Annotated in this window: 21 protein-coding genes and 1 pseudogene; 12 read left to right on the plus strand and 10 right to left on the minus strand. The window is 69.5% G+C overall.

All coding sequences use genetic code 11. From position 1 onward, the window contains the following. Positions 1-96: 96 nt before the first annotated feature. From RWN05_RS02465 to RWN05_RS02480, 4 genes are all read right to left on the minus strand, one after another. Entirely contained in the window at positions 97-1,425 is a 1,329-nt protein-coding gene (locus tag RWN05_RS02465; RefSeq protein WP_314138279.1) for a M20/M25/M40 family metallo-hydrolase, read from the minus strand. Then, on the minus strand, positions 1,422-2,222 hold the full coding sequence (locus RWN05_RS02470; RefSeq protein WP_314138281.1) for a carbon-nitrogen hydrolase family protein: 801 nt from the start codon (positions 2,220-2,222) through the stop codon (positions 1,422-1,424). Before RWN05_RS02470 ends, RWN05_RS02465 begins: the two co-directional genes overlap by 4 nt. A 58-nt stretch (positions 2,223-2,280) precedes the next feature. Beyond that, positions 2,281-3,246 (minus strand): DMT family transporter, encoded by a 966-nt coding sequence (locus tag RWN05_RS02475; protein WP_079000470.1) that lies wholly within the window; start codon positions 3,244-3,246, stop codon positions 2,281-2,283. 155 nt (positions 3,247-3,401) lie between these two features. Next, a complete protein-coding gene (locus RWN05_RS02480; protein WP_071261925.1) occupies positions 3,402-3,860 on the minus strand; it encodes a MarR family winged helix-turn-helix transcriptional regulator in 459 nt (152 codons plus the stop codon). Positions 3,861-4,033: 173 nt separating this feature from the next. Between RWN05_RS02480 and RWN05_RS02485 the strand changes: the two genes are divergently transcribed. The 6 genes from RWN05_RS02485 to RWN05_RS02510 all read left to right on the plus strand — a co-directional run bounded on the left by RWN05_RS02485 (position 4,034) and on the right by RWN05_RS02510 (position 9,390). Continuing rightward, a complete protein-coding gene (locus RWN05_RS02485) occupies positions 4,034-5,251 on the plus strand; it encodes an MFS transporter (RefSeq protein ID WP_314138284.1) in 1,218 nt (405 codons plus the stop codon). A 133-nt stretch (positions 5,252-5,384) separates the two neighbouring features. After that, positions 5,385-6,461 carry an aminoglycoside phosphotransferase family protein gene (locus RWN05_RS02490; protein ID WP_314138285.1) on the plus strand — a complete coding sequence of 359 codons (1,077 nt, stop codon included), beginning with the start codon at positions 5,385-5,387 and terminating at the stop codon, positions 6,459-6,461. A 236-nt stretch (positions 6,462-6,697) separates the two neighbouring features. After that, positions 6,698-8,386, plus strand: a complete 1,689-nt coding sequence (locus tag RWN05_RS02495) for an ATP-binding cassette domain-containing protein (RefSeq protein WP_314138286.1) — start codon at positions 6,698-6,700, stop codon at positions 8,384-8,386. 39 nt (positions 8,387-8,425) lie between these two features. Next, on the plus strand, positions 8,426-8,623 hold the full coding sequence (locus RWN05_RS02500) for an antitoxin Phd (protein ID WP_314138287.1): 198 nt from the start codon (positions 8,426-8,428) through the stop codon (positions 8,621-8,623). Further along, positions 8,620-9,012 carry a Fic family protein gene (locus tag RWN05_RS02505; protein ID WP_314138289.1) on the plus strand — a complete coding sequence of 131 codons (393 nt, stop codon included), beginning with the start codon at positions 8,620-8,622 and terminating at the stop codon, positions 9,010-9,012. The genes RWN05_RS02500 and RWN05_RS02505 overlap by 4 nt, the downstream gene beginning before the upstream one ends. Positions 9,013-9,114: 102 nt before the next feature. Continuing rightward, a complete protein-coding gene (locus RWN05_RS02510; protein ID WP_314138291.1) occupies positions 9,115-9,390 on the plus strand; it encodes a hypothetical protein in 276 nt (91 codons plus the stop codon). A gap of 18 nt (positions 9,391-9,408) precedes the next feature. Here the strand turns inward: RWN05_RS02510 and RWN05_RS02515 are convergent, their stop codons facing one another. The 4 genes from RWN05_RS02515 to RWN05_RS02530 form a co-directional block, all read right to left on the minus strand. Then, entirely contained in the window at positions 9,409-10,362 is a 954-nt protein-coding gene (locus RWN05_RS02515; RefSeq protein ID WP_079000460.1) for a helix-turn-helix transcriptional regulator, read from the minus strand. Positions 10,363-10,438: 76 nt separating this feature from the next. Then, positions 10,439-10,810, minus strand: a complete 372-nt coding sequence (locus RWN05_RS02520) for a hypothetical protein (RefSeq protein WP_064293970.1) — start codon at positions 10,808-10,810, stop codon at positions 10,439-10,441. Positions 10,811-10,898: 88 nt separating this feature from the next. After that, the gene (locus RWN05_RS02525) at positions 10,899-11,231 is read right to left on the minus strand and encodes a hypothetical protein (protein ID WP_064293971.1); all 333 of its coding nucleotides are present in this window, start codon (positions 11,229-11,231) and stop codon (positions 10,899-10,901) included. Positions 11,232-11,369: 138 nt separating this feature from the next. Beyond that, positions 11,370-12,926, minus strand: coding sequence for a deoxyguanosinetriphosphate triphosphohydrolase family protein (locus RWN05_RS02530; RefSeq protein ID WP_079000458.1), 1,557 nt, complete (start codon positions 12,924-12,926; stop codon positions 11,370-11,372). 39 nt (positions 12,927-12,965) lie between these two features. Here RWN05_RS02530 and RWN05_RS02535 point away from each other — a divergent pair, with 39 nt between their 5' ends. Genes RWN05_RS02535 through RWN05_RS02555 form a run of 5 tightly spaced genes read left to right on the plus strand, consistent with a single transcriptional unit; the run spans position 12,966 to position 16,596 of the window. Continuing rightward, a complete protein-coding gene (locus RWN05_RS02535; RefSeq protein WP_079000456.1) occupies positions 12,966-13,547 on the plus strand; it encodes a uracil-DNA glycosylase family protein in 582 nt (193 codons plus the stop codon). A 38-nt stretch (positions 13,548-13,585) separates the two neighbouring features. Beyond that, positions 13,586-13,846 carry a hypothetical protein gene (locus RWN05_RS02540; RefSeq protein ID WP_314138298.1) on the plus strand — a complete coding sequence of 87 codons (261 nt, stop codon included), beginning with the start codon at positions 13,586-13,588 and terminating at the stop codon, positions 13,844-13,846. Then, a complete protein-coding gene (locus RWN05_RS02545) occupies positions 13,843-14,280 on the plus strand; it encodes a hypothetical protein (protein WP_079000452.1) in 438 nt (145 codons plus the stop codon). The genes RWN05_RS02540 and RWN05_RS02545 overlap by 4 nt, the downstream gene beginning before the upstream one ends. Before the next feature lie 36 nt (positions 14,281-14,316). Then, complete coding sequence (locus RWN05_RS02550) at positions 14,317-16,014, plus strand: endo-1,4-beta-xylanase (RefSeq protein ID WP_314138301.1); 1,698 nt, start codon at positions 14,317-14,319, stop codon at positions 16,012-16,014. 45 nt (positions 16,015-16,059) lie between these two features. Then, positions 16,060-16,596 (plus strand): YbhB/YbcL family Raf kinase inhibitor-like protein, encoded by a 537-nt coding sequence (locus RWN05_RS02555; RefSeq protein WP_079000448.1) that lies wholly within the window; start codon positions 16,060-16,062, stop codon positions 16,594-16,596. Positions 16,597-16,828: 232 nt separating this feature from the next. Here the strand turns inward: RWN05_RS02555 and RWN05_RS02560 are convergent, their stop codons facing one another. Beyond that, complete coding sequence (locus RWN05_RS02560; RefSeq protein WP_079000446.1) at positions 16,829-17,188, minus strand: VOC family protein; 360 nt, start codon at positions 17,186-17,188, stop codon at positions 16,829-16,831. A gap of 129 nt (positions 17,189-17,317) precedes the next feature. Between RWN05_RS02560 and RWN05_RS18100 the strand changes: the two are divergent. Continuing rightward, positions 17,318-17,395, plus strand: a pseudogene (locus RWN05_RS18100) (putative immunity protein); the annotation flags it as partial. Between the two features lie 437 nt (positions 17,396-17,832). Here RWN05_RS18100 and RWN05_RS02565 read toward each other — a convergent pair. Continuing rightward, on the minus strand, positions 17,833-18,468 hold the full coding sequence (locus RWN05_RS02565; RefSeq protein WP_314138303.1) for a TetR/AcrR family transcriptional regulator: 636 nt from the start codon (positions 18,466-18,468) through the stop codon (positions 17,833-17,835). Between the last annotated feature and the right edge of the window lie 60 nt (positions 18,469-18,528).

Consider the following 18,528-nt stretch of genomic DNA (forward strand, 5'->3'; position numbering starts at 1 on the left):
CTCCCGGACCCCGAGCTCGCCAGAACACCGTGCCACCCGTCTCCGGGTGGCCGATCGGCGAACCCGAACACCGGTCGGCCCCCGGTCCTCTGCCCGTCAGACCGAGCGGATGACGTCCGTGAGCACCGCGCAGCCGAAGTCGAGCGCATCGAGCGGCACACGTTCGTCGACACCGTGGAACATCCCGGGGAAGTCGAAGTCCGCCGGCAACCTCAGCGGGATGAACCCGTACCCCGTGATGCCGAGTCGGCTGAGCGCCTTCGCGTCGGTGCCGCCGGGGATGAGGTGCGGGAGCACGGTCGCACCGGGATCGTGCCGCTCGATGACCGCTTCGATCACCGAGACGAGCTCACCGTCGTTCGGCGACTCCATCGCGATGAGCTCCAGCTGGACCTCGACGTCGACCCCCTCGCCCGCCGCCTCCCGGATGCGCGCGATGACCTCGTCCCGTTGGCCGGGCAGGAACCGGGCGTCGACCGTCGCGGTCGCGGACTCGGGGATCACGTTCTCCTTGTACCCGCCGGTGATCATGGTGACGTTCGCCACGTTCTGCAGGCCGGCGCGCAGCCGCGATGCGCTGGGACCGACGAGCGCGGCGAGTTCGAACGGCGACAGCTCGGAGGACGCTCCGGTCAGTTCGCGCAGTCGCTGGAACAGGTGCGTCGTGGTCTCGGTGAACGACACCGGCCAGTCGAGCGCGCCGATCCGGCCGACGGCGGCGGCGAGCTTCACGATCGCCGAATCCTGGCTCGCGAGCGAGGCGTGACCGGCGGCACCGTGGGCGGTCAGGCGCAACCAGAGCACGCCCTTCTCACCGGTGTTGAGCAGGTACGCGCGGGTGTCGGCCCGTTCGCCGAGGGTGACGCTGTACCCGCCGCCCTCGCTGATCGCGTCGCGGACGCCGGCGAACTGCTCCGGGTGGTGCTCCACCATCCACTGCGAGCCGAGGACGCACCCGGCCTCCTCATCGGCGAAGAACGCCAGGACGACGTCGCGCTCGGGCTGCTCCCCCGCCGTCACCATGCGCCGGACCGACGCGACGATCATCGCCACCATGTTCTTCATGTCGACGGCGCCGCGGCCCCACAGCATGCCGTCGGCGATCTCGCCGCCGAACGGGTCGACCGTCCACGCGGCCGCGTCGACCGGGACGACGTCGAGGTGCCCGTGCAGCAGCAGACCGGGCAGCGTGCGGTCACGACCCGGCCATCGCGCGACGAGGTTCGTCCTGCCGGGCTCTGCCTCGAAGCGCTCGCACACGATCCCGACCTCACCTAGCAGGCGTTCGACGAGGTCCGCCGCGCGGGACTCGCCGACGGCACGCCCGCCGCCGTAGTTCGAGGTGTCGATCCGGATGAGGTCGCGCGTGATGGAGACGACCTCCGAGAGACCGACCGGGTCGCCCACGCGTTCGCCCACGCTCATTCGGCGGTCCGCGGGACCACGGTGAACCGGCGGTTGGCGAGCGAGGGCACCCGCGCCCGCACGGTGTCGAGCCGCGCCGGATCGAGCTCGGCGAAGACCACGCCCGGTGCCTCGCCGGCGGCGGCGATGACGACGCCGGCGGGGTCGACGATGATCGAGTTGCCGGTGGCGAGCGGGCCGGTCTGGTTGGCGCTCACGACGTAGGCGGTGTTCTCGATGGCCCGGGCGCGGACGAGGGTGGTCCAGGCGTCCTCCTTGCCCGGGCCGACGATCCACATCGCGGGCAGCAGGATGACGTTGGCGCCGGCGTCGATGAGGCGCCGCGCGCTCTCCGGGAAGCGGAGGTCGTAGCAGGTGAAGGCCCCGATGCGGAGGTCGCCGAGCTCGAGGACGAACGGTTCGGTGAGCTCGCCGGCCGAGATGCCGTCGCTCTCCGCGTACCCGAAGGCGTCGTAGAGGTGCACCTTCCGGTACGTCGCGGTGATGTTGCCCTCGGCGTCGATCACCACGAGCGTGTTGTAAGGCAACCCACCGGGGTTCTCCTCGATGGTGCCGACGACCGTCGGGAGGGAGCGCGCTGCGGCTGCGGCGGCGACGCCCGTGATGAAGGGGCCGTCGAGTGGCTGGGCGATCGCGGCGAGCGCGCTCGGCGGCTCCGAGGTGGCGTAGCTGCTCATCTCCGGCAGCACGAGCAGTTCGGCGCCGCCCGCTGCGGCCTCACCGAGCAGGGCGACCACGCTGGCGAGGTTCTCGTCGATGTCCGTTCCGGCGGAGAACTGCCCGGATGCGATGCGCATGTGAAACCTCGTTCCGTGGGAAGGGCCGTGACCGTCAGCGCGCGGCCGTCCAGCCACCCTATGCCGAGAGTGGGGGCGTGCGCCGCCGGAGCCGGAGACGGCCCTGGCTCACGAGGATGCCGAGCACGACGATCACGCCGCCCACCGGCTCGTTCCAGTGCAGGACCTCACCGAGCACGAGGATGCCGAGGACGACACCGACGAGGGGTGTGAGGTAGGTGACGGTGGACGCCGCCGTCGGACCCCAGGAGTCGACGATCGTCGTCATCCAGATGTAGGCGACGCCGGTACCGAGTGCTCCCAGGGCGAGCATGCTGAGGACGACCGGGACGTCGAGCGACACCGGCTGCATCGCGATGAACGGCGAGAGCACGAGCATGATGACGGCGGCGAGCGAGATCTCCACGGCCGAGATGACCACCGCGTCGTAGCCGTGGGTGCCGAGGACGAACTTCCGGAGGTAGACGAAGGCGATGCCGTAGCAGAGGGTCGCGCCGAGGCAGGCGAGCTGAGCCGGGATGGACTCGAGGATCGCCGGGTCGGCCAGGACGCGCCAGGGACCGACGACGATCGCGACGCCGAGGGCTCCGACGAAGATACCGAACACCTGCAGGCCGTTCAGCCGCTCCTTCGGGAGGAACACCGCGCCGACGGCGAGCGTCATGATCGGCGTGGTCGCGTTGAGGATGCTCGACAGGCCGGACGGCAGGAACTGTCCCGCCCAGGAGAACAGGAGGAACGGGGCGACGCAGAGGAAGACGGAGACGACGGCGAGGTGCGCCCAGAGCCGACGCTCCCGCGGCCAGCGGCGTCGGGTGACGAGCATGATGATGCAGAGCGTGACGGCGCCGAGCACCACGCGGGACAGTGCGACCTGCGTCGGAGCGAGTCCGGTGAGGCCCGTCTTCATGAAGAGGAAGCTGGCACCCCAGATGAGTGCGGCGCCGAGATAGGCGCCGAGCACCCTGCGGGACCCTGGTGCGACGAGCGCGGTGACACGGGTGTTCGGTGCTGCGGTGCTCATCGTGCTCCCTCGGGTCGGACGACTCAGCTTGGCATCACCCGCCGACGCGCGTGCACCGTTCTGCGACACGGACGTCCTTGTTTCAGGCCTCCTCCGGCACGCCGCCCTGCTCCCCGGGCGACGCGCCGGAGTTCTCCTGAGAACGGTCCGGTCGATCAGACGGTGGACGGGACGGGTTCCAGCCGGTGGATCGCTTCCACGAGCGGCGCGAGTTCCGGGAGCGACTCCGCGGTGGTGAGCGACTCCTCCAAGGCGCGGTCGTGCACCGGTCGGGCCTCCTCGAGCAGCGCCTTGCCGGCCGCCGTGAGCTCGGTGTAGACCCCGCGGCGGTCGTCGGCGCACAGCACACGGGTGAGGAGCGCGCGATCCTCGAGGCGGTTGACGAGTCGGGTGGTGGCGCTCGGCGACAGGGCCGTCGCGCGGGCGAGCTGCTGCATGCGCATGTGCCAGCCGTCCTGGCGCCCCAGGGCGTCGAGCACGGTGTACTCGACCACCGAGAGCCGGGCCTCGGCCTGCAGCGCACGTTCCAGATCGGACTCGATCGATCCGTACAGGGCGGCGAGCGTCCGCCACCCCTGCGCGCGGATCTCAACAGCGTCGTCGGCGATGCCCATCGGGACTCCTCGGTTCGAACATCGATCAATTGATTGCAGACGCACATAGTTGCTTGCGCTATTACCTAGCGCGTGCAACGATATCTATCACGCGTCTGCAACTATCAGCGTACGCGTCCCGCCCTCCGGCCACCAGCACTCCCCCACGACCCCCAGGAATTGCAGGAATCGTCATGCCACTCGGTCTCATCGCCCTCGCCCTCGGCGGCTTCGGCATCGGCCTCACCGAGTTCGTCATCATGGGGCTGCTGCCCGAGGTGGCGGCCGACTTCAGCGTCTCGGAGGCGGCAGCCGGCTGGCTCATCTCCGGCTACGCCCTGGCCGTCGTCGTCGGGGCACTCGCCCTCACCGCGGCGGTCACCCGGCTGCCCAAGAAGCCCGTCCTGCTGGCCCTGATGGTGCTCTTCATCGCCGGCAACCTCGTCTCCGCACTCGCCGGCGACTACCAGGTCATGCTCGCCGGCCGCATCCTCGCCGCACTCAGCCACGGAGCGTTCTTCGGTATCGGCTCGGTGCTGGCCGCGGCGATGGTCCCCGCGCACAAACAGGCCGGCGCGATCGCGATCATGTTCACCGGCCTCACCGCGGCGAACGTGCTCGGTGTCCCCTTCGGCACACTGCTCGGCCAGCACTTCGGCTGGCGCTCGACCTTCTGGGCCATCACGGTGATCGGGGTCATCGCCTTCATCGGCATCCTGACCCTCGTGCCGAAGCCGAAGCACGACGAAGCCCCGGCATCGCTCCTCGCCGAGCTGCGCGCGTTCCGCTCCGGCCAGGTCTGGCTCTCGATCGCTGTGACGGTCCTCGGCTACGGCGGCATGTTCGGCGCGTTCACCTACATCGCGTACACACTCACGGAGGTCAGCGGCTTCGCCTCGACCACGGTGCCGTGGCTGCTCATCCTCTTCGGCGTCGGACTCCTGGTCGGCAACATCGTGGGCGGCAAGGCGGCAGACCGGAACATCGACCGGACGCTCATCGTCGTCATCGCGGTGCTGACCGTGATCCTGGTCGCCTTCGCCGCGACCGCTCAGTCGCCCGTCGCCACGGTGATCGCCCTCGTCCTCATGGGCGGCTTCGGATTCGCGACCGTGCCCGGCCTGCAGATGCGAGTGATGCGGTACGCGTCGGCTGCTCCCACGCTCGCCTCGGGCGCGAACATCGCCGCGTTCAACCTCGGCAACGCGGTCGGCGCCTGGCTCGGTGGCGTCACGATCACCGCGGGTCTCGGCTACACCTCGCCGATCTGGGCCGGTGCGGCCATCACTCTGCTCGGGCTGATCGTCATCATCGGCGCGTCGAGCGCCGCGAAACGCGCCCGCCGTCGTCCACGACTCCTGCAGGATGAGCCCGCCGACGCCGCCCGCCAGGAGATCCCGCACCCCGCGTGATCCGCGCGCGACTCCAGCAGGAGTTGTGGACGCTCTGGGCTGCGCACCTCGACAAGCTCGGTGACCGCGGTAGGGGCGCTCGGCGAGCAGGCCAGCGGAGGGCGAAGGGCGCGGGGCGCGCTACCGTGGGCGGATGAGCCGAACCCCTCGCCCCAGTGACACCATGATCGCGGTCGCCGAGCACTGGGCGGCCGAGCGACCGGCGATGCAGCCCGGCAGCCCGACCATCACGATGCTCGGCGCGGGCACGGCGAACGAGGTCGCAGCGGTCGAACTCGACGGCGGCGAGCGCGTCATCGTCAAGCTGTCCCCCGCCGACGCCGACGGGCTCACCTACGAGCGCTCACTCATGGCGACCGAGGCGCTCGCGCTGCGCATCCTCGGGCGTGCGGAGGTGCCGCAGCCGGAGATCGTCTTCGAGGCGATGCTCGACGGACGCAATGCGCTCGTGATGACCGAGCTCACCGGCCGACCGGCGAACAGCACCGAGACCGTCCCCCTCGCCCGCGACGTCCTCGGCCGCACGCTCGCCCGCCTGCACGAGGCGGGTCGCACGCCGTTCCACGTGGAACCAGGCGACGTCGACATCCCGGCGGAGGCTGCGTCCACGGATCCGTCGACCGGACTCGCCGAGGGGAGGCGGTTCGGCTACCCCGTACGCCCGGAGCTCCAGGCGGCGAGCGCCGCCGACGCCTACCGACTCGTCGTGGAGGCCGTCCTCGCCGACGCCCTGCGGTTCGACGTCGACCTCCCGGTCGCGGCGGACGAGATCCGACGCCTGGTCGACACCGCACTTCCGGCCTTCGACAGCGTGACGGAGCCGACACTGGTCCACTTCGACCTCTGGGAGGGCAACCTCCTCGTCATGCCCGAGCATGGGGCGGAGGCCGCCCAACTGACCGGCGTCATCGACCACGAACGCGCGCACTGGGCCGACCCGACCGCCGACCTCGTCTCCCTGGCGCTCTTCACCGACGTGCCGGAGACGGTCGCCGCCGACACGGAACTCCTCCGCGCCTACCGTGAGATAGCCGGCCGCGAACTCCTCCCCGACGAGGACGCCCGGACCCGCGCACGCCTGTGGTCGCTGTACCTCGCCCTCGTCATGGTGGTGGAGGGCGTTCCGCGCGGCTACGAAGGCGACTGGTTCGACGAGCACGACGCGTCGGTGCGCACGTGGATCCGCGACATCGCCGCATCGCTCGCCTGAGCCGCCTGCCACCCGCGGCCCCTGGTCAGCCCTCCCTCGGCCCCTGAGCCTGTCGAAGGGCACCCTGTGGACACTTCGACAAGCTCAGTGAGCGGAACGGGTGCACTCGGTGAGCGCGCGTTGCGCGCGTCCGGACCGGCGCGGCTAGACTGGTCGGCTCGCCAGGCGGTGGGCGGCCCGGCGCGAACCAGCGTGGGCCCGTTCGGGAGCGACCGGCTCCCTGGGGAGTGCGCACCATGGGCTACATCGACGTCAGTGACCTCAGCTACACGCTGAGCGACGGACGGACCCTGCTGGACGAGGTCTCGTTCCGCGTCGGCGAAGGGGCGATCGCCGCGCTCATCGGAGCGAACGGTGCGGGCAAGACGACGCTCCTGCGGATCATCCGCGGCGAGCTCCAGCCCGACGCCGGGGTGGTCTCCATCGACGGCGGCCTCGGCGTGATGGACCAGTTCGTCGGTCGCGGAGACGACGATCGGACGGTCCGCGACCTGCTCGTCCAGGTCGCACCTCCGCGGGTCCGTGCGGCGGCCGAGGCGGTCGACCGCGCCGAGCTGGCCCTCATGGAGGACGACGTCGAGGCGACCCAGATGGCCTACGCGACGACGCTCGCCGAGTACGCCGACGCCGGCGGGTACGACCAGGAGGTGCTCTGGGACAGCTGCTGCGAGGCGGCGCTCGGGGTGCCCTACGATCGCGCGCAATGGCGGACGCTCGGAACCCTGTCCGGTGGCGAGCAGAAGCGGCTCGTCCTGGAGGCCCTGTTCCGCGGCCCCGAGCAGGTCCTCCTCCTCGACGAGCCCGACAACTCCCTCGACGTCCCGACGAAGCGCTGGCTCGAGGGGATGCTCGCCGAGACCCGGAAGACGGTCCTCCTCGTGTCGCACGACCGCGAGCTCCTGGCACAGGCGGCGACCCGCATCATCACCCTCGAGGTCGGCGCGGCCGGCAGCACGACGTGGACCCACGGCTCCAGCTTCCGCAGCTACCACGAGGCCCGCGACGCCCGCCTCGACCGACTCGACGAACTCCGCCGGCGCTGGGACGAGGACCGCGTGAAGCTGCGCGCACTCGTGCTTCGTCTGCGCGAGCAGGCCAAGTTCAACGACTCCATGGCCTCCCGCTACCGCGCCGCGCAGACCCGACTCGCCAAGTTCGAGGAGGCCGGTCCGCCTGAGGAGCGGCCGAAGGACCAGCAGGTCACGATGCGCCTCCGCGGCGCACGCACGGGCCGTCGCGCGATCGTCTGCACCGGGCTGGAACTGACCGGCCTCATGCAGCCGTTCGACGCGGAGATCTGGTTCGGGGAGCGCATCGGCGTCCTCGGTTCGAACGGTTCTGGCAAGTCGCACTTCCTCCGGCTGCTCGCCGGTGGTGGGACGGATCCCGATCCGGGCGCTGGGCATCTCGCCGCAGCGGGCGACGCGCTCGTCCCCGTCGAGCACGACGGCGACGCCAAGCTCGGCGCGCGCGTGCAGCCGGGGTGGTTCGCACAGTCGCACCGGCACCCGGAACTCGTCGGCCGGACCTTGCTCGACATCCTGCACCGCGGCGACGAGCACCGATCGGGTCTCCCCCGCGAGGCCGCCAGCCGCGTGCTCGACCGCTACGGGCTGGCGGGTGCGGCCGAGCAGTCGTTCGAGTCGCTCTCGGGCGGACAGCAGGCACGCCTGCAGATCCTCCTGCTCGAACTCTCCGGTGCCACGCTGCTGCTCCTCGACGAGCCCACCGACAACCTCGACCTCGTCTCGGCGGAGGCGCTCGAGCAGGGTCTTGCGGGTTTCGAGGGCACCGTGATCGCGGTCACCCACGACCGCTGGTTCGCGCGCGGCTTCGACCGCTTCCTCGTCTTCGGCTCCGACGGCCGGGTGCAGGCCTCCGACGAGCCCGTCTGGGAGGAGACCCGCGTCGACCGCGCACGGTAGCAGGTACCTGTTCAGGTACCGACGAGCTATCATCGATCCATGCCGGCACTCAACGTGACCTTCACCGACGCGGAACTCGAGCAGCTCCGCGCATCCGCCTCAGGCACGGAGACCTCCCTGAAAATGTTCGTCCACGATGCCGCATTGGCTGCGGCGAACGACCGGAAGCGGATGATCGCCCAACTCGCGCAGGAGGTCGCAGCGACCTCCGCCGAGCTCAATGCGCGCCTCGCGTGACCGCGTACTTCCTTGACCGCGAGGATGTCCTCACGGCCAGCGCCGCCGCACTCGGCCACCAGCCTGCCGTCCGCGATTTCGGACTTCTCGACGCTGCAGTCGCCCGGCCGCAGAGCACCGTTTTCGGACTCGACGCCTACCCGGACATCTTCCTGAAAGCGGCAGCCCTACTGCACTCCATCGCTCGCAATCCTGCTCTCGTCGACGGAAACAAGCGCACGGCTTGGGCGTCTGCGTGGGTGTTCCTCGGCGTGAACGGCATCCGGCTCAGCCACGGTTTCGACGTGGATGCAGCGGAGGCGTTCATGAACAGCGTCGCCACGGGTGACGCGGAGCTCGCATTCGTCGCATCCGTGCTGCGCAGTTTCGCCGCGCGGGAGGAGGACTGAGGCGACACCCCCTGCATGAGTCGCCGCCTTGGTCAACCCACCGTCATCCTCAGGACCGTTCCCTACGCTGGCATCAACAACCCGAGCTCGGAGGTGATGGTCATGCAGTACAGCATCGCCATCGGGCGTGCCACCTACGACATCGAACCGGGTGTCGACATTCCTGCGCTCATGTCCGAGATCGAGTCCGCCGTCCAGGTCGGCGGTCGTTTCGTCCGCGTCCCGCTCGCCTCCGACCGGAACCTCGACGTCCTCGTCAGCCCCGGCCTGCACGTCAGCGTGGAGTCCTTCGCGAACCGGGCATTGGAGATCGTCCCGACGCTCGAGACGGAGAGTCTCTCCGGTCTCGACGAATACGGTGAGTTCGGCGAGTTCTGACCCGACCGTCCTCGACGGCTATGAGCCGAGCGTCGTGCTCGGGTACTCACCGAAGCGGTTGGTGTACGAGGCGGAGAAGCGCCCCAGATGGGCGAAGCCCCATCGGTTGGCGATCTCGGCGACCGTGGCCCGCCCCGGGTCGGCCTGACGAAGTTCCTCCTGCACCCGATCGAGCCGGACACGCCTGAGGTAGTCGATCGCGGTGATGTCGTGCTCCTTACGGAAGGCGCTCTGGAGACTGCGCTGGCTCATGCCGACCGCTTCGGCCACGTCCTCCGTTCGAATCGGGAGATGCGCGTTGGCGATCATGAACTCGACGGCCGCGCGGGTCTTCCCGCCGCTCGGTACCCCGATCTCGACCGGCGCATGGAGCGCCGTGTGCGGGAAGGTCTCCAAGAGCGCGACCGCTGCCGCGCGGTTCGCCTCGGACCGCAGGAGCGCTGGACTCGCGTCGTCGTAGATGACCCGGGCGACGGACGTCACCGAGGCGGCCCAACGACGGAGCTGTTCTCCGGACGGGCGGGCCGTCGTGTCGAAGAGGATCGGGCCGCTCGTGCCCTCCACCTCGCCGGCCACCCGCTCGAGGAACGTCCCGTCGAAGTGCATCAGGTTCTGCCGGTAGTCCGTGAAGTCGAACTCAGCGAGCCGGTTGTTCGCGAACATCGCCGGCTGCCCGTGCACGAGTCGTACCGGATCACCGGCGAGATCGGTGGCGCCACTGCCGCCGGTCAACCACGAGACGATGTACTCGCCCTGCGTCAGGACCGTGCCCGTGACGTGGCCGTCGAACTGGGTGCCGCGCAGGGTCAGCTCGTCGTCGCCGATGGCGGTGTATCGAAAGGTGAAGTCGGATGCCGTGGGCTCGATGACCATCGAGCCGGCGTTGTAGGCACCGGCGAACAGCTCGCGGGCCTCATCGACGTCGCGACCTGCGACCTCGGACCGCTCGACGGGTCCCGTGTGTTCGCTCATCGTTCATAGAATCTCACGACGATCCTGAACTGTCACCCTTGACGGGGCGTCCGGACGCGGAGCAGTCCACTCGATGTCAGGCGGTCCCTTGCAGGAAGCCGTGCTCCGCGCCGAGGACGTCGGTCATCGCCGACGACGTCATGTGGGCGAAGCGGGGGAGCACCGTCGTCTCGTGGACGGCGGTCGGACGTTCGGACCACACGGTCACGACGATGAGTCCACCCTCGGCGCGAAGCGACCACGCGACGACGTGCCGGGTGAGGACACGGACGGTGTCGCCGTCGACGTCCAGGGCGATCGCCGAGCGACTGAGCGACAGACCGCCGCCCGCCTCGGCGCTGACGTGCGAGGTCTCGAAGACGATGTCGGTCCGGTCGAGCAGTCGGCCCGTGGTGCGCGCGTCATCGAGGGCGAGGAAGTCGGGCGCACTGGAAGACCAGGTCGTCACGGTCCCACCCCCAACTGGTGTTTCGCAGATGCCCGACGGCCGGAGCTCGTCGTGGCGTTGATCGATCCGCCGGAGCGGACCCTCGGACCTAGGCCGCCGACTCGACGCGCTTCACGCCGCTGGCAGCGGGCTCCGGAACGACCCGCATGCCCTTGGCACTGTTGGCCTGCTCGAGGAGCGCGGCCAGCCATTCCCGGTTGAGTTCAGGGGCACGGCTGCCGTAGAAGGAGAACTGGAGGGGGATCATCGGGTTCAGCCAGAGCGACTGGCGTCCGGTACCGCGGCCGGGCACGGCATCGAGGTGGAACGCGAAGCTCTCGTTGCGGCGGAACTTCGTGAAGATGACCGTCTGCAGGTGAGCGAGCAGTCGGTCTTCGATCTCGTGCGGGGTCGGAGGGGTTCCGTAGAGGAGGTTGCCCATGGTCGCGCCATCCGTTCAGTCGTGGTCCGAGGAGATTCCCGGCGCCAGGAATAACGCTAGACGGTCTAGCATTCTGGCGCTCAGAACTATCCGAAATGCGCCGCCACCCGTCGTCGAGGTCCTCAACGACAGTGTGGATCAGCTCCCGAAGGCCCAGGCTTCGCGATCGCCGCGCAGTCTGGCCGCGAGCGCCGTCGCCTGTTCGTCCGTCAGCGAGGCGACGTAGTCGAGGATGCCGCGCGCCCGACCGAGGCGGCCCAGTGCGCGCGGGTCGCTCTGCGGACGACCGTCGTCGGACTCGGGGTCGGCCGGGAGCCAGTCGGGGTTGTCCGCTCGCAGGCGGAAGTAGCCGTCCGTGGCGAGTTCGACGAAGTCGAGTAGTTTCTGCGGCGCGCGCGGGCCGTCGCGCGGGTCGTCGAGCCAGCTGTCCAGTTCGGTGACGAGCACGTCGAGCACCCGCGACTGGCCGCGCTGATAGGTGGCGAAGTCCGGGCGGTCGATGACGAACCGGGTGTGGACGAACTTCAACACGGTGACGTCGTGCCACGCCTCGGGCAGGAGTGACACATGACCCGATCGCACGTTCGGCTCCTCCACGACGAGGACGGAACGCTGGAGGCGGCCGATCCAGGACGACACGAAGGATTCGATGGCGCGCTCGGTGCGGCTGGAACCGTCGAAGGGGACCGCGAGGAGTCCTTCGACGAGCTCGGTCGCGACCCGCTGGACCGACGCCCGGAAGTGCTCGTCGCTGGCGATCCACGGGTCGCGCGAGACGATCCGCCGGCGCAACAGTTCGAGCGAGTGGCCGGGTGCGCGGTTCCAGAGTTCCTCGGCGTCGAGCGCGGCGAGGGTGTGCTGGTCGCGGAGGAAGGTGCGGAACTCGACCGCCACCGCCGCCTGCTGCAGGACGCCGGCCCGGTAGAAGTCGTCGAGGTCGTGCAGGGAGTAGGCGATGTCGTCGGCGACGTCCATCACGGAGCACTCGACGGTCTGCTGCCAGGGGGCGATCGCGGTGAACGCACTGCGGGCGTCGAGCATGTCGTCGAGATCGAGGGTGTACGCGGAGAACTTCGGCGGCGCGGTCTCCCAGCGGCTTGCGGTGGACCCGCGCGGCATCCTCGTCGGGTCGGTGGGGTCGAGGTCGGGACGGTGGATGGTGCGGCCCCAGGGGTACTTGAGCACGGCGGCGCGGGAGGCCGCCGTGAGGTTGAGGCCCTCCTTCACCGTCTCGCACACGTCGAGCGCGGAGAGGATGCGGAACGACTGCGCATTGCCCTCGAAGCCTTCCGCGAGGCCGAGTCGCTCTCGGGCCAGGCGGTCGAGGACCTGCTCGCCGAGGTGGCCGAACGGCGGGTGGCCGAGGTCGTGGGCTGAGGCTGCTGCCTGCACGACGACCGGGTCGCAACCGCCGAGCCGCTCGACGATGGCGTTCTGCTCGGGATCGGTCGTGGTGAGCTGCATGGCGATGGCGCGGGCGACCGCGGTCACTTTGATCGAGTGCGTGAGCCGGTTGTGGACGACCTGGCCGATACCGGAGGGCGAGACGACCTGCGTCACGGCGGACAACCGCGCGAAGTACGGGGAGAACCGGATGCGCTCGAGGTCGACCCGGTACTCGGGGTACTCCTCGCCGGTCGCGAACCGGTCCACCGGCTCGGGGATGAGGCGCCGTCGCCGCTGGTCGTCGTCCATCCCCTCACTGTATTGGGCGGCGGGTGGGAGACTGCAGGGATGCATCCGATCGATCGACTCCGAGCCGAGGTCGCCGCGCACGAGTCGAACGCCTGGGCCCGCGAACTCGGCTGGGAACCGCTCTTCGTCGCCTCCCCAGAGGCACGGGTCCTCATCATCAGTCAAGCGCCTGGTCGCCTGGCGCAGGAGTCGGGCATCCCGTGGAACGACCCGAGCGGCGTCCTCCTCCGCTCATGGATGGGTGTGACGCCCGAGGAGTTCTACGACCCGGCGAACGTCGCGATCATCCCGATGGACTTCTACTTCCCGGGCAAGGGGACGAGCGGCGACCTGCCGCCTCGCCGGGACTTCGCACCGCGCTGGCATCCGCCCCTGCTCGAGCGGCTGACGGAGGTGCGCTTGACGATCCTCATCGGCGCCTACGCCCAGCGCGCCTACCTCGGACCGCGGGCCGGTCGCACCCTGACGGAGAACGTCCGTGCCGCGGAGACCCACCTGCCCTTCTTCCCGATCGTGCACCCGTCGCCGCTCGCGCGCGGCTGGCGCAGCAAGAACCCCTGGTTCCAGGAGGAGACGGTCCCGCTGCTCGCCGCGCAGGTGCGGGCGGCGCTCACGGCGTGAATCAGGACGGAACCCGCGGTCCCGTCTAGGCTCCATCCATGGCGGGAGCTCGAAATACTCGGAACCGGACGTTCCAGATCGTCTGCGGATGGGTTTTGGCCGCGCTCGGGCTCATGCAGGTCGGCCTCAAACTGTCGGACTGGTCCGGCTCACCGGGCGAGTGGTTCTCCGTCATCGTGGCGCTGGTGCAGTTCGCGGTGGGTGTCACGATCGTGATCCATGCCGCCCGCATACCGAACCCGCCGGAGGATCACGACGCTCCGCCGGCATCCGATCGATCGATGAAGGACACACGGTGACCGACGAACCGAACACGGATGGTGGCCTGCGCCAATCGGTCCAACCGCCGGCGCATCCGGATCCGGGTGCCGAGTCCGCGGAGCTGGAGGGTCCGGTCAGCGGGCGAGCGGCCGGGATCGGCATCACGCTCCTCCTGTTCGCGCTGCTGATCGTGAGCTGGTTCGTCCAACTCTCGTTCGCCCTGCAGGGCGAGTTCGGGCCGCCCGAGGACCGGCTGAGCGGCGGCGGCATGCTCGGTGGCTTCATCCTCGGCGCCGTGATCGCGATCGCTCCGCCGATCGTCACGCTCATCCTGCAGGCGAGGGTCCACAAGCGGACCCCTCGTCACTCGATCATCGCCGCCGTCGGGGCGATCTGCGTACTCGTCATCGCCGTGCCCGTGAACGCGGTGGTCGTCGGCCTCCAAGCCGTGAGCCTCTTGAGCGGACGGTAGGCGGCACGCACCCCCGCCGTCCCGTACGCTCCTCACATGTCGATCGCCAGGAGACGGATCATCGCGAGCGGAGCGGCGGTCGCCCTCGTTCTCGGACTGGTCGGGTGCACGCCGACCGGCTCGCCGTCCGGGCGGGAGACGGTCGTCGATCTCCTGGAGCACGATTGGCAGCACGTACCAGGCGTCGTCGCAGACGGTGATGAGCTGCGGGTGACGGCGACGGGACGGACCATCGTCGAACAGGACGGCGGTGGAGGCCAGCCGAACCCGCCGGTCGATCTCGCGGGCGTGCACCTCGAGGCCCCGGACGACTTCATCCTCAGGACGTCGCTCACGGACGTGACCGGGGATGCGACGTTGGCCGTCCTCGCCCGCCCACCCGTCATCGCCGACGAGTTCCTGATCCAGCCTGCCGGTCTCACGCTCACCCTCGACGGCGACGGTCTCCGGATCGCGGTCTTCGACGGGTCCACACCGGAGGACGTGACCGACCCTGCGCCGGCGGAAGACAAGCACGTGACGGTCACCGACCCCGAGGCGGAGCTCTCCGTGCACCGTTCCGGCGACCGACTCGAGATCGCGAGCGACGGCGAGACGCTGTCCTCGCTCCCCCTCGGCGACGTCTTCGACTCGGGCGAACTCTGGCTGGGGGTGTCGAGCGAAGAGGGATCCTTCACGGTCGGTTCCATGACCGCCACGGCACCGGCCGGTGCCTCACTTGCCGCCGCAGGTCCCGTCGCGGACGATGCGGAACCCTCCCCGGAGGGGCTGCAGGCGCTCGCCTCCAGCGCGCGGCCCGACTTCCTCATCGGTGCGGCGGCGGCGCTCGGCCCGCTCGTCTCGGACGCCGCGTACGCGGCGAACCTCGTGGGGAACGTCGGTCTGATCACCCCGGAGAACGCCATGAAGCCACAAGCGCTCTCCCCCAGGCAAGACGAGTACCACTTCGAGGAGGCCGACGCCCTGCTCGACCTCGCAGCGAGCAAGGGGATCACCGTGCACGGCCACACGATCGCCTTCAGCGAGGCGATGCCCGGCTGGATGCGCGACCTGCCCGCCGACACCGAGCCGGAGCGCCAGACCAGCGCCGGGACTCTGCTGGACTACGTGCACACCGTCGTCACCCACTTCCGTGGCCGGCTCGATTCGCTCGACGTCGTCAACGAACCGTTCGACGTCGAGCAGGGCACCCAGCTCCAGGAGAACGTCTGGTACCGCGTCTTCGGGCCGAGCTACCCGGTGATCGTCTCGCAGGCCGTGCACGATGCAGACCCGGATGTCAGGCAGTTCATCAACGAGAACGGAGCCGACGTGCCGGGTCCCCGCCAGGACGCCCTGCTCCAGCTCGCGCTGGACACGAACGAGCGGGGTGGACACATCGACGGCGTCGGCCTCCAGGCCCACGTCTACGACCTCGACACCGACGCGCTGTCGGCGGACGATCTCGCGACCACGTTCGACACCTTCGCCGATGCGGGTCTGATCGTCCGCATCTCCGAGAACGACGTCCCCGACGACGAGGGTGAGGACGTGCAGGCGGAGCAGTACGCCACCGTCCTCGCGGCGTGCCTCGGCTCGGACGCCTGCGTGTCGTACACGAGCTGGGGCGTGGACGACGCCTACGACTGGTTCATCGACGACGACGGCGACCTGCGACAGGGCCACGACCTCCTGTTCGACGACGGCGAGCCGACGCCCGCCTACGACGCACTGCGGCGGGTCCTCGCCGATTGACCGCCTATGCTGAACGCATTCCTGCGCCAACCGAGAGGAACCGTCATGCCGAACGACCCCTTTGACCGCCTCCCCGAGGTCCCCCAGTTCACGGTGACCAGCGAAACGGTCTCCGACGGCGAGGCGTTCGCCGAGCCGCAGTATTCAGGCGCGTTCGGCGTGCCCGGGGGCGAAGACGTCTCACCGCAGCTGAGCTGGTCGGGCGCGCCGTCCGAGACCAAGGGCTACGCCGTCACGGTGTACGACCCTGACGCCCCGACCGGGTCCGGCTTCTGGCATTGGGCGGTCGCGAACCTCCCCGCCGACGTCACGTCGCTGCCCGAGGGCGCCGGCACCGCGGCGGGCGACCTGCTGCCGGCAGGCTCGTTCCAGCTGTCGAACGACGCAGGCACCGCGCAGTTCATCGGAGCCGCTCCGCCCGCGGGGCACGGTGAGCACCGCTACTTCATCACCGTCCACGCACTGGACACGGATGACATCGGCATCCCTGCCGACAGCACCCCGGCGTTCCTCGGATTCAACATGTCATCGCACATCCTCGGACGCGCCACGATCGTCGCCACCGGCCGGATCGACGACTGAGCCTTCGAAGCATCCTCGTGGCGTCTGGACAGCGACCGGACGCGGGCCTCCGAGAGGCACGCCTCGCCGGATCGTGCACGGTCGTCGGAGCCGGTCCCGGCTGGCCCGTGCAGACCGTCGGTCCTCGCGGTCGGTGGTCGGCCTCCAGGCTGTGAGCGTCGTCAGCGGAAGCTAGGCGCTCGTCGCCGAGGATATGGGCGCGTCTTCGCGGGCGACGAGGTGGACGAGACGGCTATTCGACGATCTCCCAGAGCTCGATCGGGAGGCCCTCAGGGTCGTGGATGCGGACGAATCGGCCGTAATCCGTCTCCCACTCGGTTCGACGCTCGACGGCGATCCCGGCTCCCTCGAGATGCTCCGTCAGGGCGTCCAAGTCGCTCACGCGAAGGTTGAGCATGAACGGCTGGTCGTGCGCGAACGACTCGCTCGTCCCCGCGACAGGCGCGAAGACGGTCATGCCAGCCTCCTGCATCCAGACCGTTCCTTCGCCCTCCGCGCCGGCCTCGATGCCGAGATGTTCGCGATACCAGGCCGCACGCGCCGACGGGTCTTGACTGCGGAAGAACAACCCGCCGATGCCGAGAACGCCCATGGGGTGAGCTTATCGACCCGAGGAACTCCGTGACCCCGACGCAGACCGCGATCGTTTCCGAGCCACTTCCAATACGTACGCGGACGCCTCCCGGACACAGGCTGCGTCGGGCTGGTCTTTCGCCGCTCGATCCCTGCAGCCGGTCAGGCGTGCGCGGTAGCCCACATGTTCGACCATGCTCCGCATGCTGCGACTTACGCCGCGAAGCCGTGGGCTTCAACGGAGACGGTCAGGCGGCTCAGGACACTGAGCCCGCCTGGCAGTGGGAGGAACTGGCACCCGAGCTGCGCCCGACCGGCTTCCCCAAGGGTCGGTGACCGACGCCGTCCCCGGGAAGGCATCCGAAGGCCGCGACAGCGAAAGAGGCCGTTGTCGCATCGAGCCCGAGCGGCTCGCCGCGGGCCGCCCTTACAGACCGGCGATTTCAGCCGATCGCACGACGAAGTACACGAGGATGGCGACGAATGCCACGACGAGGACGACGGCGGTCCAGAACATCACGATGCGAAGCCGTCGTATCTGTGGAGATTCGCCGGGTCGATTCCAGGGTGCGCGAGCCATGGAGCAACCATAACGGGGGGTGGGTCGGCGAACACGTCATCGCGCTCGCTCCCGCCGACTCCCCACGCTGAGGAAGGTGCCGCTCAGGTCCTGCGGTCTCGAGTGGCATCGGGGACGGCAGACGCCGACGCGACGGCACGAACCACCACGGCGAGTGTCGAGGAGGCCTGGGCGGTTGAGAGCGACCCGGACATGACACTTCGGGCGAGGGCGTCCCCGGCACCGACGACAGCTACCAACGATGCACTCACGAGGGGTCCGGTCCAAGGCTCCAGCGCCTCGCGACAGATCTCGAGATACGCCAGCTCCGCCTCCGACCGCAGGGCGCTCAGGGTCTTCGACCCGCGGAGGGCGTCCACCACGGCCGAAAGCTCCAACCCCTCAGCGACCCAGCACGCGATGTAGGCCTCGGCGACCAGGTCGGCGACAGCATCGAGGTCCCGCGGGGCGCTCTCGAGGGCCCGGAGCAGGACGTCCCGCTGGTGGGACTCGAAGGCTCGGTAGGCCTCGGAGAACAGGCCCGACAGATCGCCGAAGTGGTCGTAGGCCACGGGCTTCGTCACGCCGGCGTGCGCGGCCACACGCGCCAGGGTGACATCCGCAAGGTCCTGCGTGCGGATGAGGTCGCGGAACGCATCGAGCAACTGCGCGTGGCGCGCTTCCCACGAGAGGCGACGTTTCGGCGTCGAGCTCAGGCTGTCGTCCGCGGTGGTTTCCATCCCCCGATACTATCTACTCTTAGTAAGTTACTATCAGTAGGTAATGGATCGAGAGGATCA

It is taken from the genome of uncultured Plantibacter sp., assembly GCF_963518075.1.
Classification (GTDB): domain Bacteria; phylum Actinomycetota; class Actinomycetes; order Actinomycetales; family Microbacteriaceae; genus Plantibacter; species Plantibacter flavus_A.

Bases quoted from the DNA above. Each gene is read 5' to 3' on its own strand.
- RWN05_RS02465 (WP_314138279.1), bottom strand. From the start codon at position 1,425: ATGAGCGTGGGCGAACGCGTGGGCGACCCGGTCGGTCTCTCGGAGGTC.
- RWN05_RS02470 (WP_314138281.1), bottom strand. From the start codon at position 2,222: ATGCGCATCGCATCCGGGCAGTTCTCCGCCGGAACGGACATCGACGAG.
- RWN05_RS02475 (WP_079000470.1), bottom strand. From the start codon at position 3,246: ATGAGCACCGCAGCACCGAACACCCGTGTCACCGCGCTCGTCGCACCA.
- RWN05_RS02480 (WP_071261925.1), bottom strand. From the start codon at position 3,860: ATGGGCATCGCCGACGACGCTGTTGAGATCCGCGCGCAGGGGTGGCGG.
- RWN05_RS02485 (WP_314138284.1), top strand. From the start codon at position 4,034: ATGCCACTCGGTCTCATCGCCCTCGCCCTCGGCGGCTTCGGCATCGGC.
- RWN05_RS02490 (WP_314138285.1), top strand. From the start codon at position 5,385: ATGAGCCGAACCCCTCGCCCCAGTGACACCATGATCGCGGTCGCCGAG.
- RWN05_RS02495 (WP_314138286.1), top strand. From the start codon at position 6,698: ATGGGCTACATCGACGTCAGTGACCTCAGCTACACGCTGAGCGACGGA.
- RWN05_RS02500 (WP_314138287.1), top strand. From the start codon at position 8,426: ATGCCGGCACTCAACGTGACCTTCACCGACGCGGAACTCGAGCAGCTC.
- RWN05_RS02510 (WP_314138291.1), top strand. From the start codon at position 9,115: ATGCAGTACAGCATCGCCATCGGGCGTGCCACCTACGACATCGAACCG.
- RWN05_RS02515 (WP_079000460.1), bottom strand. From the start codon at position 10,362: ATGAGCGAACACACGGGACCCGTCGAGCGGTCCGAGGTCGCAGGTCGC.
- RWN05_RS02525 (WP_064293971.1), bottom strand. From the start codon at position 11,231: ATGGGCAACCTCCTCTACGGAACCCCTCCGACCCCGCACGAGATCGAA.
- RWN05_RS02530 (WP_079000458.1), bottom strand. From the start codon at position 12,926: ATGGACGACGACCAGCGGCGACGGCGCCTCATCCCCGAGCCGGTGGAC.
- RWN05_RS02535 (WP_079000456.1), top strand. From the start codon at position 12,966: ATGCATCCGATCGATCGACTCCGAGCCGAGGTCGCCGCGCACGAGTCG.
- RWN05_RS02540 (WP_314138298.1), top strand. From the start codon at position 13,586: ATGGCGGGAGCTCGAAATACTCGGAACCGGACGTTCCAGATCGTCTGC.
- RWN05_RS02550 (WP_314138301.1), top strand. From the start codon at position 14,317: ATGTCGATCGCCAGGAGACGGATCATCGCGAGCGGAGCGGCGGTCGCC.
- RWN05_RS02555 (WP_079000448.1), top strand. From the start codon at position 16,060: ATGCCGAACGACCCCTTTGACCGCCTCCCCGAGGTCCCCCAGTTCACG.
- RWN05_RS02560 (WP_079000446.1), bottom strand. From the start codon at position 17,188: ATGGGCGTTCTCGGCATCGGCGGGTTGTTCTTCCGCAGTCAAGACCCG.
- RWN05_RS02565 (WP_314138303.1), bottom strand. From the start codon at position 18,468: ATGGAAACCACCGCGGACGACAGCCTGAGCTCGACGCCGAAACGTCGC.